Source organism: Streptomyces sp. NPDC091376, from assembly GCF_044757085.1.
Taxonomy (GTDB): domain Bacteria; phylum Actinomycetota; class Actinomycetes; order Streptomycetales; family Streptomycetaceae; genus Streptomyces; species Streptomyces pratisoli.
Window position 1 is genome coordinate 127,797 of record NZ_JBIVUF010000012.1, and the last position, 14,106, is coordinate 141,902.

The following is a 14,106-nucleotide window of genomic DNA, read 5'->3' on the forward strand; positions in this document are numbered from 1 at the left end:
GTCCGAGGTTCCCGTGGTCCGGACGATTCCGGCGGTCCGGACGATTCCGATGGTTCCGATGGTGAGTGGAGCACGCGTGATCCGGGTAATGGTGGTCGACGACGAAGCCCTGATCCGCACGGGCTTCCAGCACATCCTCGACACGGCGGACGACATCGAGGTCGTCGCGGCGGTCCCCGGCGGACAAGCGCTCAAGACCGCGCAGGAAGTGCGGCCCGACGTCGTGCTGCTGGACATCCGGATGCCCGACGTGGACGGGCTCACCGTACTGGCCGGCCTGCGCCGGCTGCCGAACCCGCCGGTGGTGGCCATGCTCACGACGTTCGACATGGACGAGTACGTGACGACCGCCCTGCGCGCGGGCGCCGCCGGGTTCCTGCTCAAGGACACCGACCCCGAGGGGCTGCCGTATCTGGTGCGGACCCTCGCCGGCGGTGGCACCGTACTGTCGTCCAAGGTCACCAGAGCCGTCGTGGACGGCTATCTGGAAGCCGGCCCCCAGGACGCCGCCGTCCATGGCGTCGCCCGGCTGACCGACCGTGAGCGCGCCGTGCTCGTCCTGATCGCCGAGGGGCTGTCGAACGCCGACATCGCCGTACGCATGCATCTGGGCACCGGCACGGTCAAGGATCATGTGAGCGCCATCTTCACCAAGCTGGAGGTCGGCGGCCGTGTCCAGGCGGCACTGCTCGCCGAACGGGCGGGCCTGCTCAGGCCGCAGCGGGACGAGGAGGGGGCATGACTCCCAGCGGTCCGACTCCCAGCGGTCCGTCTCCGAGCGGTCCGACCCCGAGCGATCCGAGCCCGGGCCGTCCGATCCTGAGGGGTCCGGCCCTCGGTCGCCCGAATCCGGCCGGTCCGGCCTCGCCGCGGTTCCCCGCCCCGCTGATGGACGCCGTGCTCGTCGGTATCGCGCTGCTCGACGTCTTCTTCAACGTCGACACCGCCGAGTCGCTGCGCCTCGCCTTCGCCCTGGTCGGCGCGTTCGCCCTGCTGCTGCGCCGGCGCATGCCCCTGCTCACGTTCGTGCTCACGGTGCCCTCCGTCGTACTGTCCGACGCGATCTTCGCCGCGCTGGCCGCGCTGTACACCCTCGCCTCGCTCAGCCGCCGCCGCGTTCTGCTGGGCGTATGCGCGCTGGCGTTCACGATCAGCGACATGACCTCGCTTCCGTCACCGAGCCTCGACCTGTCGTCCACGGCGACCCTGATCACCCTCGGCTACACCGCGGCGACCGCGGCGGCGCCCGTCTTCCTCGGTCAGCTCGTACAGACCCGGCGCGATCTGTCGCTGCGGCTCGCGGAGATCTCCGAGGCGCGCGACCACGAGCGGCTGCTCACCACCCAGACCGTGCTGGCCAAGGAGCGCGCACAACTCGCCCGGGAGATGCACGACGTGGTGTCCCACCAGGTCAGCCTGATCGCGGTCCGGGCCGGAGCGCTCCAGGTCGGCACCCGGGACGCCGAGACCAGGGAAGCCGCGGCCACGATCCGGCGACTGAGCGTGCAGACGCTCGACGAGCTGCGGCACATGGTCAGCGTCCTGCGCGCCTCCGGGGGACGGCCCGCGGAACTGACCCCGCAACCGTCGCTGGCCGAACTCCAGCGGCTGGTCGACGGCAGCGGCATCGAGGCGGAACTGCATACGGACCTGCCGCCCGAGACGTTGCCCGACGGCCTGCCGCCGACGGTCCAGCGCGCCATCTACCGCACCGTCCAGGAAGCGCTGACCAACGTCCGCAAACACGCTCCCGGCGCCACTGCGACGGTCCGCATCCACCGCGAGGCCGACACCGTCCACGTCACCATCACCAACACCACCCCGACGCGCCCCGCCCTCCCCCTCCCCAGCGCCCACTACGGCCTCGTCAGCCTCAGGCAACGCGCCGAACTCCTGGGCGGCACGGTCACCTCCGGCCCGACGGCGGACGGCGGCTACGAACTCCGCCTGGAACTCCCGGCCGACAACTCGACATGACATGGCGGAGCCGGTGGTGCGGGCGCGGATCGCTCCCGTCGGTGGCTCTCGGCCCGCGGCAGCGGTCCGCGGCCGCCGTCGTGCGCTCGCAGGTGCGGGCCGCGGCCGACGCCGTCCGCGCCTGTCCGTCTCTCTCGGAAGGTCCCTCGACAGGCGATCCACGGACAGCGGACTTACGGTCGAGCAGGAGATGCGGAGCCCTGTCCTGCTTCGGCCCGCTGATCCTCGTCACGACACCAGAAGGAGACGCGTAGCCATGGCCACAGCCTCTGAGACTCCGGTACTGGACACCCTCGCCGCGATGACGGTCGACTCCGTCGAGCGGTGCGGTCTGGCCCCGGACATGTTCATGCTCACCCGCATCGCCGCCCTCGCCGCCTCCGACGCTCCGCCGATCTCCTACGTCGCCCACATCGACCCCGCGATCCAGGCCGGCCTGACCACCGAGCAACTGCAGGATGTCCTGGTCGCCATCGCCCCCATCGTGGGCACGGCCCGCGTCATGACAGCGGCCGGCAACATCGCCGAGGCACTCGGCATCGCGATCGCCGTCGCGGACGCCGAGAGCTAGGCCGAGGGCCAGGTCGAGGCCGAGGGCCAGGTCGAGGGCGAGGGCCAGGACGAGGGTCGGGGCGGACGCGGCATCAGCGTCCGCAACGGCATCCGGTCGTGGCCTTCGCCTCTGCCGGGACGGGCGCCAGGTCGAGGTCGGTGTTCCGCTGCCCGCTCGTGCAGCAGGTCGGCTGAGAGTCCTCGGTGCTCTTGCCCAGCGTGTCGGCGTCGGCCTTCACGACGTAGACCTCCCACGGCTCCTGGCCGGGACCGTGCACCCACACCTTGTCCTGGCGGGCGTAGCAGCAGGAGGTGTCGTTCTCCTCGAACGTGGCCAGGCCGGCGTCCCTGAGCCGGTTGGTGGCCGCGTTGACCTGGTCGGTGGACTCCACCTCGACGCCGAGGTGGTCCAGGCGCGTGTCCTCGTCGGCCTCGCCCTCGATGAGGACCAGCTTGAGCGGGGGCTCGGTGACGGCGAAGTTCGCGTACCCCGGGCGGCGCTTGGCGGGCCCGACGCCGAAAAGCTTGGAGTAGAAGGCCACGGAGCCTTCGAGATCACTGACGCGCAGGGCGAGCTGAACGCGGGACATGGCGGTCTCCCTCACTTCTCGATCGACTTTCATTGATGTTCATCGATACAGCATGGTGAGATCGAGGTTGGCAATTAATTCGATAGCTGTCAACATAGACGCATGTCGAAATCAGAGCTGCCGGTGATCGAGCAGGACGATCAGACGGATTGCTGCTCGCCGATGGTTCGCGAGCCGCTCGGCGAAGAGGCCGCCGCGGACCTGGCCCGGATGTTCAAGGCCCTGTCCGACCCGGTCCGCCTGCGCCTGCTGTCCCTGATCGCCTCCTACGAGGGCGGCGAGGCGTGCGTCTGTGATCTGACCGGCCCGTTCGACGTGTCCCAGCCGACGATCTCCCACCACCTGAAGGTGCTCCGGGAAGCGGGCCTGGTGGGATCCGAGCGGCGCGGCACGTGGGTCTACTACCGGGTCGTGCCCGCCGCGCTGGCCCGGCTGTCGTCGCTCCTGCAGGCACCGTCCGACTCCGTACCGGCCGGAGCGGCCACGTGACCGAGCCCGCTCCCCTCGGGCGCCGCGCCCTGGCCGAGCTGGTGGGCACGGCCGCCCTCGTCGCGATCGTGGTCGGCTCGGGCATCCAGGCCACGGAGCTGACGCGCGACGCCGGCATACAGCTGCTGGCCAACTCCCTGGCCACCGTCTTCGGCCTCGGCGTGCTGATCGCTCTGCTCGGCCCGGTCTCCGGCGCTCACTTCAACCCGGTTGTCACGCTGGCCGCCTGGTGGACCGGACGTCGTACGGAGGACGGGCCGAGCCTGCGGGCCGTCGCCGCATACGTGCCCGCGCAGATCGCCGGGGGCATCGGCGGCGCGGTCCTCGCGGACGCGATGTTCGCCGAACCCCTGATCCGGTTCTCCACACACGAACGGTCCACCGGGCCCCTGTGGCTGGGCGAGGTCGTCGCCACCGCGGGCCTGGTCCTCCTCGTCCTCGGGCCGGCACGCACCGGCCGGCAGAACATCGGCCCGGTCGCGGTCGCCTCCTACATCGGCGCGGCGTACTGGTTCACGTCCTCCACCAGCTTCGCCAACCCTGCGGTGACCATCGCCCGCGCCTTCTCCGACACCTTCGCCGGGATCGCCCCTGCCTCCGTGCCGCCGTTCATCGCGTTCCAACTCGTCGGAGCCGTCGTCGGTGTCGCCCTCGTCGCCGTCCTGTTCGGCCGGCCACGGACGACGGCGGACGACGTGACCGCCTCCCACGGCGAGCCCGAACTCACCACCGTCAACCGCTGACCGCCCTGCCCGAGGAAGACTCCATGAGTACCGCCGAAACCCCGTCCGTGCTGTTCGTCTGCGTCCACAACGCGGGGCGCTCCCAGATGGCCGCCGCGTTCCTCACCCATCTCGGCGGCGACCGGGTCGAAGTCCGCTCGGCGGGCTCCGCCCCCGCCGACACCCTGAACCCCGCCGTGGTCGAGGCCATGGGCGAAGCGGGCATCGACATCTCCGCCGAGACCCCCAAGGTGCTGACCACCGAGGCGGTACAGGCGTCGGACGTCGTCATCACCATGGGCTGCGGCGACGCCTGCCCCTACTTCCCGGGCAAGCGCTATCTCGACTGGACACTCGACGACCCCGCCGGCCAGGGCGTCGACGCCGTCCGGCCGATCCGGGACGAGATCGAGCAGCGCATCCGCGGCCTGCTGGACGAACTCGGTGTCGCAGCAGGCGCGTGACACCTTCGGCAGGCCAAGGGTCCCGGCCACGGTGTCGCCGGACTCCGCCCACCCCACCACACCGCTCACACCGGGAGAGCACACGGTGCGCTACGGGCCCGACCGCGCAGCAGCAGGTCCGCCGTTCCTGCCCCTCCTCCCCTTCCCGCTCCTCCCGTTCTCCCTCGCCCTCACGTCGCGTTCAACGCCGCCGTCGGATGCAGCCGGGATGCGCGGATCGCCGGGTAGAGACCCGCGACCATACCGACCACGAGAGTCGCGCCGAAGCCTCCGGCCAGCGACCAGGGGGGTACCACCGCGATCCAGCCCTGGGCGAGAGCGAAGGCGTAAGTCGCCGCCGCGCCCAGGACCGCGCCCGCCAGGCCGCCGAGGGAGGACAGGAGCAGGGACTCGGTCAGGAACTGGAGCCGGATCGCGCCCTTGGTGGCGCCCAGCGCACGCCGCAGACCGATCTCCTGGCGGCGTTCCAGCACCGAGATGACCATGGTGTTCGCGACGCCCACTCCGCCGACGAGGAGAGCCACCGCTCCCAGGCCGAGCATCAGCGTGGTCAGCCCCTTGTCCGTGGCGGCCTTTGCGGCGAGCGCGTCGGACGGCCGGGACACCTTCACGGGGCCGTCGCCGCCAGGGTTGACGGTGCGCGCGAGGACCGCCCGTACGTCCTCCACGGAGGCGTCCGTGGAGCGTTCGAAGACGGTGGTGGGGTGCCCGTCGAATCCGAAGTACCGCTCGGCGGCCGGGAAACCGACCATCGCGACCCGGTCCAGGTTCGGCACCAGTTCGACGGGTTCGAGGATGCCGACGACCACGACGTACTCGTCGTTCATCATGATCTTCTCGCCGGGCTCGGTGATCCCGAGCCGCTGGGCGGCGACCGATCCGAGCACCGTCACGGGCAGTCGCTCGCCGGCGATGTCGAGCCAGACACCCTTGCCCATCCGTGCGTTGAGCGCGGCGAGCAGATCGGGGCGGACCGCCTGCGTGGTGACGCCGGCGGTCCGCTCCTCGGGCACGACATCGCTCCGCCTGATGCGGGCGTCGACGTCGCCGGTCGCGGTGGCGTGCTCGACGGGTCCGATGCGCTCGACCATGGCCACCACGTTCTTCGGCAGTTTGGTCTCGTTGCCCATGGAGTCCGTGCCCGCCTCGGCGGTCAGCAGGTTCGTGCCGAGCCGGTCGAGCTGCGCCATCAGGTCCGCGCGGCTCGACTGGGACAGGCCGACGACGGCCACCATCGTGGCGATGCCGATCGCGATACCCAGGGCGGACAGGACGACCCTGGCCCGGCGGGCGTGCAGGCCCACCGCGCCGACCCGCAGGACGTCACGGGGCGCGAGGCGGGCGGCCCTGAGTCTCATGGCGTCGTCGTTCACGACCCCACCCCTTCCGTGCGCGGGCGGGGGCCCGGGCGGGGGCAGACCTTCGCACCCGCACGGGAGTCCGAGACGATCTCGCCGTCCCGGAAGCGGACGCGGCGCGGCAAGGACTCGGCGATCTCGGTGTCGTGGGTGATGACGCAGATCGTCGTGCCCGCCGCGTTCAGCTCGTGGATCAGCGCCATCACGATCTCGCCGGCGGCCGTGTCGAGCGCCCCCGTCGGTTCGTCGGCGAGGAGCAGAGCCGGATCGCCGACGACGGCGCGGGCGATGGCCACGCGCTGCTTCTCGCCGCCGGACAGTTCGTTCGGCCTGTGGTCGAGCCGGTGGCCCAGCCGTACGCGTTCCAGTGCCACCCGCGCGCGTGCCCGGCGCTCCTTCAACGGCACACCCGCGTACAGCAGTCCGTCGGCGACGTTGTCCACCGCGTCGCGACCCGCCGCCAGGTGGAAGTGCTGGAAGACGAACCCGATGTGCCGTGCGCGCAGCGCGGAGAACTGCGCGTCCGACAGCGCGCTCACGTCGTACCCGGCGACCCGGACGGTGCCGGAGGTCGGCTTGTCCAGGGTGCCGATGACGTTCAGCAGGGTCGACTTGCCGGAGCCGGACGGGCCGACGATCGCCACCAGTTCACCCCGCTCCACCGTCAGGTCCACACCGCGCAGGGCATGGACCCCACCGGGGTACGACCTGGTGGCGCCGCGCAGCTCGACGACCGGGTCCGTGGCCGTGGCGCTCATGACGTCGCCACTCCGACCTTCATGCCCTCGCGAACGCCCGGACCGCCGACCTCGATCCTGCCGTCGGCGGTCATGCCGGTCTCCACGCGCACCCTCCTGGTCCTGCCGTTCTCGACGACCTGGAGGCCGTAGCCGCCGTTCGCACCGCGCAGCGCGACGACCGCCTCGACGGGCACCGCGAGGACGCCCTCGCGGCTCTCGCTGACGAACGTCACGCTCGCCGGCGCCCTGGTGTCCTCACCGGACGCGTCCTGACCGGACGCGTCCTGACCGGACGCGGCGGAGCCGTCGCCGTCCAGGGCGATCTCGACGGTGAAGCCGTTCTGGGCGCTGCCCCCGGTCCCGCCGCCCTCACCGGACGTCTCGGGGCGGACCGTGCCGACCACCTTGCCCGCGGCAGTCCTGCCGCTGGGCAGGGTGACCCTGACCTCGGTGCCCGTCGCCGCGAGCGCGCCGTCGTCCCGGTCGAGCTGCGCCCTCACCACGAGCCGGGTGGACGCGACCGTCAGGACCGCCGTGTCCGGGCCCACCTGGTCGGCGAGTGCGGCGTCCGCGGAAACGACCCTGACGCGACCGGGCTGGAAGACGACGTCGCCCTTGCCCACCCTGCCGGTCGACTCGCGGTTCAGCGACTTCTGCCACTGCTTGACGGCCGCCTCGGTCGCCTTGTCGTAACGGCTGTCGACGTACAGCGCAGCTCCGTACCCGAGGTCGCGAAGATTGCGCTCCAGTTGGAGGACGTCGCTGCCGCGGTCGCCCGCCTTCATCTCCCGGAACATCGGCACCGGGCCGTACAGCAGGGTGACGGGCTTGTCGTTCAGCTCGTACAGCGCCTGTCCCATCCTGACCGTCCTCCCCTCGGAGGCGGCGACGGTGACCCTGCCCTCGACGGCGGACTTGACCGCGCGGCGCTGGGCGAAGTCGAGCGTGCCGTCGACCGTCGTGGACCGCACGAGGTCGGTCCTGGCGACGGTGGCGGTGGCCGCCGGCAGCGGACTCCTGCCGCTCGCGCCCGCGTCGCCGCCGTCGTCGAGGAGGACGAAACCGGCTCCGGCGGCGGCCGCGACCGTGATCGCGCCGATCGTGACGAGCGTGGTGCGACGCTTCATCTACTGCATCCCGTCCAGGCCGTCGAGGAGCTTGGAGCTGCAGGCCGCACGGGCCTGCTTGTACGCCGGGGAGTCCTTGTCGATCTGCGGATCCGCCGGGTTCGGGTCGCCTCCGGGCAGCGCGTTGCCTCCCGACATGGTGGGGTTGGTGAACTTGGAGACGCCGTTGTCCCGCATGCACGTGGCGTGCGCGAGCATCGACTCGTAGTCCTTGTGCGCGTCCCGCTCGGGCCCCAGCTTCATGGCCTCGGTCATCTGAGGGCCGCAGACGCCGTCCTTGCCGCCCTTGTACTCCTCGCCCGACCCGTTCGGGTCGGCGATCTTCTCGATCGCCGCCCAGTCGAGGTAACCGCTCAGCTTGGGGTCCGGGAAGTCCTCGACGCCGCCCTTGGTGCGCATGCACTGGACGTACTTCATCTGCGCGTCAAAGAACGCGCTCTTGCCGGCCGCAGGCCGCTCGCCCTTCGAACCGCCGTCGCCGTCACCGTCGCCGGACGTGGACGAGCCGGCCGACGCGGAGTCCGGGGCGGACGCGATCTCACCGCCCCTCTCGGCGCTGTCGTCGACGCCACCGCAGGCGACGGCGAGCGCGAGGAGGGGAGCGGCGACGAGAGCCGCCGGCCGCACACGCGAGGAAGCACGGGAGGAAGTCTGGATGCTCATGGGGATCACCCTCCGGGCCCCACATGGTGGCTCCTCCATGGCGACATGATGAACACGTAACAGTGCTTCCGGCCTGCGCATAATGAACCGCATGCCGCATGTGCTTCTCATAGAGGACGACGCGTCCGTACGGGACGGGATAGAGCTCGTCCTGCGCAGACACGGGTACGAGGTGGACACCGCGACCACGGGAGAGGAAGCCCTCACCCACCTCGCCGGGCCGCGGGGACCGCGGGTGGAGCTCGCCGTGCTGGACCTGATGCTCCCCGGTATGGACGGCTTCGAGGTGTGCCGCCGCATCCGTGCGCGTACCGCTGCCCTTCCAGTGATCATGATGACCGCGCGGGGCGACGACGACGACATCGTCGCCGGCCTCGAAGCGGGCGCGGACGACTACGTCGTCAAGCCCGTCACCGCGACCGTCCTGGAGGCCCGTATCAGGGCCGCGCTGCGCCGTGTCTCCCCCGCGGCGACCGCGACGCCCGCCGCGCCCGACCTGGCGGGGCTCGTCATCGACCGGGCCGGGCTGACGGTCACCAAGCACGGCGTACCCATCGCTCTGCCGCCCACCGAACTGCGGCTGCTGCTGGAACTGTCGGCGTCACCAGGCCGGGTGCTCAGCCGCGAGCAGCTCCTCGAATCCGTCTGGGAGCACGACTTCCTCGGCGACTCACGCCTGGTCGACGCGGCGGTGGGACGCCTGCGGGCCAAGCTGGAGGACGTCCCGGCGAAGCCCCGTTACGTGCAGACGGTGCGGGGCTTCGGCTATCGCTTTGGGCCGATATGAACGCACGGCTCAAGGCGCGACTGCCCGGTGGACCACGCACCCGGGCGCCCGGAGGCCTGCGTACCCGGCTCCTGCCCGGAGGCCTGCGTACCAGGCTCCTGCCCGGCGGCCTGCGCACCCGGCTGCTGGTCGTGTTCGTCCTGGTCGCGCTCATCAGCGCGGTGACCGCCACCACGCTCGCCTACCGGGAGTCCCGTACCGCCGTGCTCAAGCGGGCGCAGAACTCCTTCGTCACCGACTTCCGCCAACGCGTCGATCAGCTGGCCCCCGACTTCGACATGCCGCCCGACACACGCTCTCTGACCCGGCTCGCCGACAGCGTCTCCGACGGTCTCGGCGGCACTCCCCGGATCATCACCCGGTACGGGGACCTCCGCGCGACCTCCGACCCGACGGCCGGCCGGCCCTCCGCATCCCCCGGGATACCACCCGAGCTGAGCGCCGCCGTCCGCGGACACGACCGGATGAGCTTCCAGCGGGTCACCTACGGCAACGAGCCCTACCTGGCCGTCGGCACCCCGGTCACCTACGACGACGGACGCGTGTCCGGCCTCGAAGTCTTCGCGATCACCAGCCTGAACGCCGAACGGGACGACATCGCCGCCCTGCTGCACGCGGTGCGCAACGGCATCCTGCCCGTGGTGGGACTCACCGCCCTGCTGGCCCTGCTGGCCGCCCGTACCGTACTGCGTCCCGTGCGGGAGCTGGGGCGGGCCACCCGTTCGCTCGCGACCGGAGAGCTGTCCACCAGGGTCGAGGTGCGTGGCCGGGACGAACTCGCGCGTCTCGCGCAGGATTTCAACGCCACGGCGGACGCCCTGCAGACCTCGGTGGGGGAGCTGCGCGAACAGGAGGGGAGGGCACGACGGTTCGTCGCCGACGTATCGCACGAACTGCGCACCCCGCTGGCAGCGATGACGATGATGACGACCGTCCTCGACGAGGACGCGGACCAGCTGCCGCCCGACACGGCGCGCGCGGCGCGCAGCGTGAGCGTCGAGACCGCCCGGCTCTCCCGGCTCGTCGAGGACCTCATGGAGATGTCGCGGTTCGACTCCGGAGCCGCCCGGATCAGCCTCGACGGGATCGACCTGGGCGCCACCCTCCGCGCCGGCCTGGAACTGCGCGGCTGGACCGGCAAGGTGCAGGCCCGGCTGCCCGACGGTGTGCGTGCGGTGGCCGACCGGCGGCGCGTCGACGTCATCGTCGCCAACCTCGTCGGGAACGCCCTGCAGCACGGCTCCCCGCCCGTCACCGTCGACCTCCTCCAGGACAGCGACGGGATCACCGTGGAGGTCGCGGACCACGGCCCCGGGCTGCCGCCCGAGGTGATCGAGCGGGTATTCGACCGCTTCTACAAGGCGGACAGTGCCCGTACCCGATCCGAGGGCAGCGGTCTCGGCACCGCCATCGCCCTGGAGAACGCCCGCCTGCACGGCGGAACGATCGAGGCCGTCAACCGTCCCGAGGGGGGCGCCGTGTTCACGCTGCGACTCCCGCACCGACCACTGCCGTCGGAGGGCGAGGCATGACACCGGTACGCAGAAGCGCACCCGTCCGGGCACTCGCCCTCGCCCTGTCCGCGGCGGCGACGGGCTGCGGTATCCAGCCGACGGGCGTCGTGGAGGCGGGCGATTCGGCCGGCGGCCTGACCAAGGCACTGCGGCTCTACTACGCGCGCGACGACCGCGTGGAGGGAGTCACCCGCCCCGATATCGAGCTGAGGAGCCTCAACGACATCACGAAACTGCTCATGGTCGAACCCACCGCGGGCGAACAGGAGCGCGGCCTGGCCAATCTCGTACGGCCCGGCACCTACGAGGTCACCGGCTCCGGCGCCCGGGTCACCCTCCACGCGCCGGACACCGACTTCTCCGGGACACGATCCTGGCTGGCCAACGGGCAATGGGTGTGCACGCTGACCCGCGCCCAGGCGGTGCTCGACCCGTCCGTCCGCCCGGACGACGTCCAGGTGACGCTCGACGGCACAGGCGCGCCCGTCGGCCCCTACCGGTGCTCGCAGTTCCTGAGCGGCGCGTCCTCGTGAGGGCACGCGGCAGATGCCCCATGGGTGGCAGACGGCTACCGGGCGAACGCGCCCTGTCACGAACTCAGGCGGGCCATCAGTTCGTCCCCGGCGGGGTACGGCCGCTCGTGGGGCAGCAGGCTGCTCGCCGAGTCCAGGTCGCCGCTGCCGACGAGTTCGTGGACCTTACGGGCGAGCGGAGTCACGTCGTTGATCGAGACCGTCCACTCGTCCGCGTAACGTCGTACGGCTTCGCCGGAGAGCCCGAGTTGCAGCGCTCGGTACGGCAGGGGCTGTAGGCGCAGATCGCGTTCGGGATCCCACTGGACGCGGGTTGGTGCACGCTTCAGCTGCCGTTTCCAGGTGCTGCGGTCGGAGTGCAGCCCATGGACGTAACTCGACAGGCACGCGTTGCGCAGCGCCCATTCGAAGCCCTCGCGAGTGATCTCGACGGCGAGTACGGTCTCCTGCCCAGGCTTCTTGCCCCAGCCACTGCGGTACATCATCCACAGGAACGACGGCTTGATCCACGTCATCCTGTCCCGCTTCCACGCGGCGGGGAAACGGCCCTCCCGGGCGGCGGGCTGACCGATTTCCGGGCGGTACGCCTGGTAGACGGTGATCGTGGAGTCCGAGTAGGCCGCACGGATCCCGCGCTGCGGTTCTTCCATGACGTACAGCGTGGGGTCGGCCGGTTCGGGAGGCCACTGATTTTCGACTGCCGGTCACTGCGACGCAGAGCACCCCGGCCGCGCGGAATCGCGTGGCGGCCTCGCGTGTTGCAGCAGGTGCGTGAGGGATGCCGGTGGTGTGTGGACCGAGCAGCCCGAGCGACCGAGCCGACACATATTGGAGGGCTGTAATGGCGTCGCAGACGCAGAGGGCCGTGCTCGCGGGCGGATGCTTCTGGGGGATGCAGGACCTGATCCGCCGGCTCCCGGGCGTGACGGCGACCCGGGTCGGTTACACCGGGGGTGATGTGCCGAACGCGACGTACCGTAACCACGGCACGCACGCGGAGGCCATCGAGATCCATTTCGACCCCGAGAAGACCGACTTCCGCGCGATCCTGGAGCTCTTCTTCCAGATCCACGACCCGAGCACCAAGAACCGCCAGGGCAACGACATGGGCCTCAGCTACCGCTCGGCGATCTACTACGTGGACGACGAGCAGAAGCGGGTCGCCGAGGACACGATCGCGGATGTGGACGCCTCCGGACTGTGGCCGGGCAAGGTCGTCACCGAGGTCGAGCCGGTCGGCGCCTTCTGGGAGGCCGAGCCCGAGCACCAGGACTACCTGGAGCGTTACCCGGACGGATACACCTGCCACTTCCCGCGCCCGGGATGGCGGCTCCCCGCCCGCACGGAGGGCTGACCGGCACGACGCGACCCGGCCGCGGGCGCAGGCCGCCCCCGGCGGGTCCGCGCCGGTCCGTGCTTGCGCCCCGCGGGGCCGGCGGTGCCCCGCGGTGGACGCGGGGCCGCCGGCCCGGGGGATGCTCAGTCGAGACAGAACTCGTTGCCCTCGATGTCCTGCATCGGGATGCACGCATCACTGCCGTCATACAGCGTTCGCACGTGTACCGCGCCGAGCGGGACCAGTCGCGCGCATTCGGCCTCAAGCGCGGCGAGGCGCTCTTCACCCACGAGCCCGGTGGCGACCCGCACGTCGAGATGCAGCCGGTTCTTGGCGGCCTTCCCCTCGGGGACGCGCTGGAAGTACAGCCGCGGGCCCACACCTGAGGGATCACTGCAGGCGAACCACGAGTCCCGCTGCTCAGGTGGCTGCGAGCACGTGAAGTCGTCCCAAGTGGCGAACCCCTCCGGGGGCGGCGGTACGACGTACCCCAGCACCTCGCACCAGAAACGAGCGAGGCGCTCAGGTTCTGCGCAGTCAAAGGTGACTTGGAACTGCTTGATCGCTGACATCGGCGCACCATAACAGGGGCGCTCTTGCTCATTTCCCGGTGTGGAAGCACACGTTGTCGGGAGGAACGGCCCTTGCGAGCAATGCATTGGCTGCTTCGGTGTCTCGCCTGCTGATCTATGTGCACCGATGAGTACTGGCTACCGCTGGACGGTCCCTGTCAGAGGCCGGCCGGGTGGGTGGAGAGCCAGTCGGCATGCCGGTCGCGCAGTTCGTCTCGCTCGGCAGGCAGCGTGAGGACGACGTCCGCGCCGCCATCGTAGGGATGGTGGATGCGGCGGAGCTCCGTGTCCGTGATGAACACCTCGACGACCGCTTCGTCCGCGACGGCGCGCAACAGCCCGTCTGCGCAGCCGGCTCGCCACGGTCTTCGGTCGGCGTAGAGACGTGTGTGGGTGTGGAACTCGGGGTCGGGGTCGTCCTGCTCCGATTCGGTCCACCAGTGCATGCCGTCGGGATGCAGCTCTTGCCGTGGTGACGGCCAGCCGGCCGGCCCGGTCGGTGTGTTCGACCAGTCCATGGTCACGACGAACACGTCCGTGCCCGCGAACAGCTCGTCGAGAATCGTGTTGTACCGGTCCAGAACGATCGTGTAGTCGTCTGCGGACTCCGGGTAGCGCTTCGAGTCGGGGAGGCTGTGGAAGCGCACCCAGCGGTCCGCGTACGTCGTACGGAACGTGTGGG

At 70.8% G+C, this 14,106-nt stretch carries 18 protein-coding genes; 10 read left to right on the forward strand and 8 right to left on the reverse strand.

The window, feature by feature from the left end; genetic code table 11:
- Positions 1-76 precede the first annotated feature (76 nt).
- From ACIQMR_RS25170 to ACIQMR_RS25180, 3 genes are all read left to right on the forward strand, one after another.
- Positions 77-742 (forward strand): response regulator, encoded by a 666-nt coding sequence (locus ACIQMR_RS25170; RefSeq protein ID WP_401391326.1) that lies wholly within the window; start codon positions 77-79, stop codon positions 740-742.
- A 146-nt stretch (positions 743-888) separates the two neighbouring features.
- A complete protein-coding gene (locus ACIQMR_RS25175; RefSeq protein ID WP_401391329.1) occupies positions 889-1,977 on the forward strand; it encodes a sensor histidine kinase in 1,089 nt (362 codons plus the stop codon).
- Between the two features lie 256 nt (positions 1,978-2,233).
- Entirely contained in the window at positions 2,234-2,548 is a 315-nt protein-coding gene (locus ACIQMR_RS25180) for a carboxymuconolactone decarboxylase family protein (protein WP_401391332.1), read from the forward strand.
- A gap of 73 nt (positions 2,549-2,621) precedes the next feature.
- Here ACIQMR_RS25180 and ACIQMR_RS25185 read toward each other — a convergent pair whose 3' ends face one another.
- Complete coding sequence (locus tag ACIQMR_RS25185) at positions 2,622-3,119, reverse strand: ArsI/CadI family heavy metal resistance metalloenzyme (protein ID WP_401391334.1); 498 nt, start codon at positions 3,117-3,119, stop codon at positions 2,622-2,624.
- A 102-nt stretch (positions 3,120-3,221) separates the two neighbouring features.
- Here ACIQMR_RS25185 and ACIQMR_RS25190 point away from each other — a divergent pair, with 102 nt between their 5' ends.
- The 3 genes from ACIQMR_RS25190 to ACIQMR_RS25200 are packed head-to-tail and all read left to right on the forward strand — an operon-like array spanning position 3,222 to position 4,794.
- Positions 3,222-3,608 carry an ArsR/SmtB family transcription factor gene (locus ACIQMR_RS25190; protein WP_401391337.1) on the forward strand — a complete coding sequence of 129 codons (387 nt, stop codon included), beginning with the start codon at positions 3,222-3,224 and terminating at the stop codon, positions 3,606-3,608.
- Entirely contained in the window at positions 3,605-4,351 is a 747-nt protein-coding gene (locus ACIQMR_RS25195; RefSeq protein WP_401391340.1) for an aquaporin, read from the forward strand. Before ACIQMR_RS25190 ends, ACIQMR_RS25195 begins: the two co-directional genes overlap by 4 nt.
- Positions 4,352-4,374: 23 nt before the next feature.
- Positions 4,375-4,794, forward strand: a complete 420-nt coding sequence (locus ACIQMR_RS25200; protein WP_401391343.1) for an arsenate reductase ArsC — start codon at positions 4,375-4,377, stop codon at positions 4,792-4,794.
- Between the two features lie 170 nt (positions 4,795-4,964).
- On the opposite strand, the gene ACIQMR_RS25205 is transcribed toward ACIQMR_RS25200, so the two are convergent.
- From ACIQMR_RS25205 to ACIQMR_RS25220, 4 genes are read right to left on the reverse strand one after another with little or no spacing between them, the layout of a single operon-like run.
- Positions 4,965-6,152, reverse strand: coding sequence for an ABC transporter permease (locus ACIQMR_RS25205; protein WP_401391695.1), 1,188 nt, complete (start codon positions 6,150-6,152; stop codon positions 4,965-4,967).
- Positions 6,153-6,163: 11 nt separating this feature from the next.
- Positions 6,164-6,910 (reverse strand): ABC transporter ATP-binding protein, encoded by a 747-nt coding sequence (locus ACIQMR_RS25210; protein WP_401391346.1) that lies wholly within the window; start codon positions 6,908-6,910, stop codon positions 6,164-6,166.
- Positions 6,907-8,019 carry a peptidoglycan-binding protein gene (locus ACIQMR_RS25215; RefSeq protein ID WP_401391349.1) on the reverse strand — a complete coding sequence of 371 codons (1,113 nt, stop codon included), beginning with the start codon at positions 8,017-8,019 and terminating at the stop codon, positions 6,907-6,909. Before ACIQMR_RS25215 ends, ACIQMR_RS25210 begins: the two co-directional genes overlap by 4 nt.
- Positions 8,020-8,682, reverse strand: coding sequence for a hypothetical protein (locus ACIQMR_RS25220; protein ID WP_401391352.1), 663 nt, complete (start codon positions 8,680-8,682; stop codon positions 8,020-8,022).
- Positions 8,683-8,773: 91 nt separating this feature from the next.
- Between ACIQMR_RS25220 and ACIQMR_RS25225 the strand changes: the two genes are divergently transcribed.
- Genes ACIQMR_RS25225 through ACIQMR_RS25235 form a run of 3 tightly spaced genes read left to right on the forward strand, consistent with a single transcriptional unit; the run spans position 8,774 to position 11,516 of the window.
- Positions 8,774-9,469: a response regulator transcription factor gene (locus ACIQMR_RS25225; RefSeq protein ID WP_401391355.1), complete on the forward strand. Its 696-nt coding sequence runs from the start codon at positions 8,774-8,776 to the stop codon at positions 9,467-9,469.
- On the forward strand, positions 9,466-11,001 hold the full coding sequence (locus ACIQMR_RS25230; protein ID WP_401391358.1) for an ATP-binding protein: 1,536 nt from the start codon (positions 9,466-9,468) through the stop codon (positions 10,999-11,001). The genes ACIQMR_RS25225 and ACIQMR_RS25230 overlap by 4 nt, the downstream gene beginning before the upstream one ends.
- Positions 10,998-11,516 carry a hypothetical protein gene (locus tag ACIQMR_RS25235; RefSeq protein ID WP_401391361.1) on the forward strand — a complete coding sequence of 173 codons (519 nt, stop codon included), beginning with the start codon at positions 10,998-11,000 and terminating at the stop codon, positions 11,514-11,516. Before ACIQMR_RS25230 ends, ACIQMR_RS25235 begins: the two co-directional genes overlap by 4 nt.
- Before the next feature lie 56 nt (positions 11,517-11,572).
- On the opposite strand, the gene ACIQMR_RS25240 is transcribed toward ACIQMR_RS25235, so the two are convergent.
- Positions 11,573-12,166 (reverse strand): DUF4291 domain-containing protein, encoded by a 594-nt coding sequence (locus ACIQMR_RS25240; protein WP_401391364.1) that lies wholly within the window; start codon positions 12,164-12,166, stop codon positions 11,573-11,575.
- A 191-nt stretch (positions 12,167-12,357) separates the two neighbouring features.
- Between ACIQMR_RS25240 and msrA the strand changes: the two genes are divergently transcribed.
- Entirely contained in the window at positions 12,358-12,870 is a 513-nt protein-coding gene (msrA, locus tag ACIQMR_RS25245; RefSeq protein ID WP_401391367.1) for a peptide-methionine (S)-S-oxide reductase MsrA, read from the forward strand.
- A 125-nt stretch (positions 12,871-12,995) separates the two neighbouring features.
- Here msrA and ACIQMR_RS25250 read toward each other — a convergent pair whose 3' ends face one another.
- Both ACIQMR_RS25250 and ACIQMR_RS25255 read right to left on the reverse strand, forming a co-directional pair.
- On the reverse strand, positions 12,996-13,424 hold the full coding sequence (locus ACIQMR_RS25250) for a VOC family protein (protein ID WP_401391369.1): 429 nt from the start codon (positions 13,422-13,424) through the stop codon (positions 12,996-12,998).
- A gap of 158 nt (positions 13,425-13,582) precedes the next feature.
- Positions 13,583-14,071, reverse strand: a complete 489-nt coding sequence (locus ACIQMR_RS25255; RefSeq protein ID WP_401391698.1) for a hypothetical protein — start codon at positions 14,069-14,071, stop codon at positions 13,583-13,585.
- Positions 14,072-14,106: the final 35 nt, after the last annotated feature.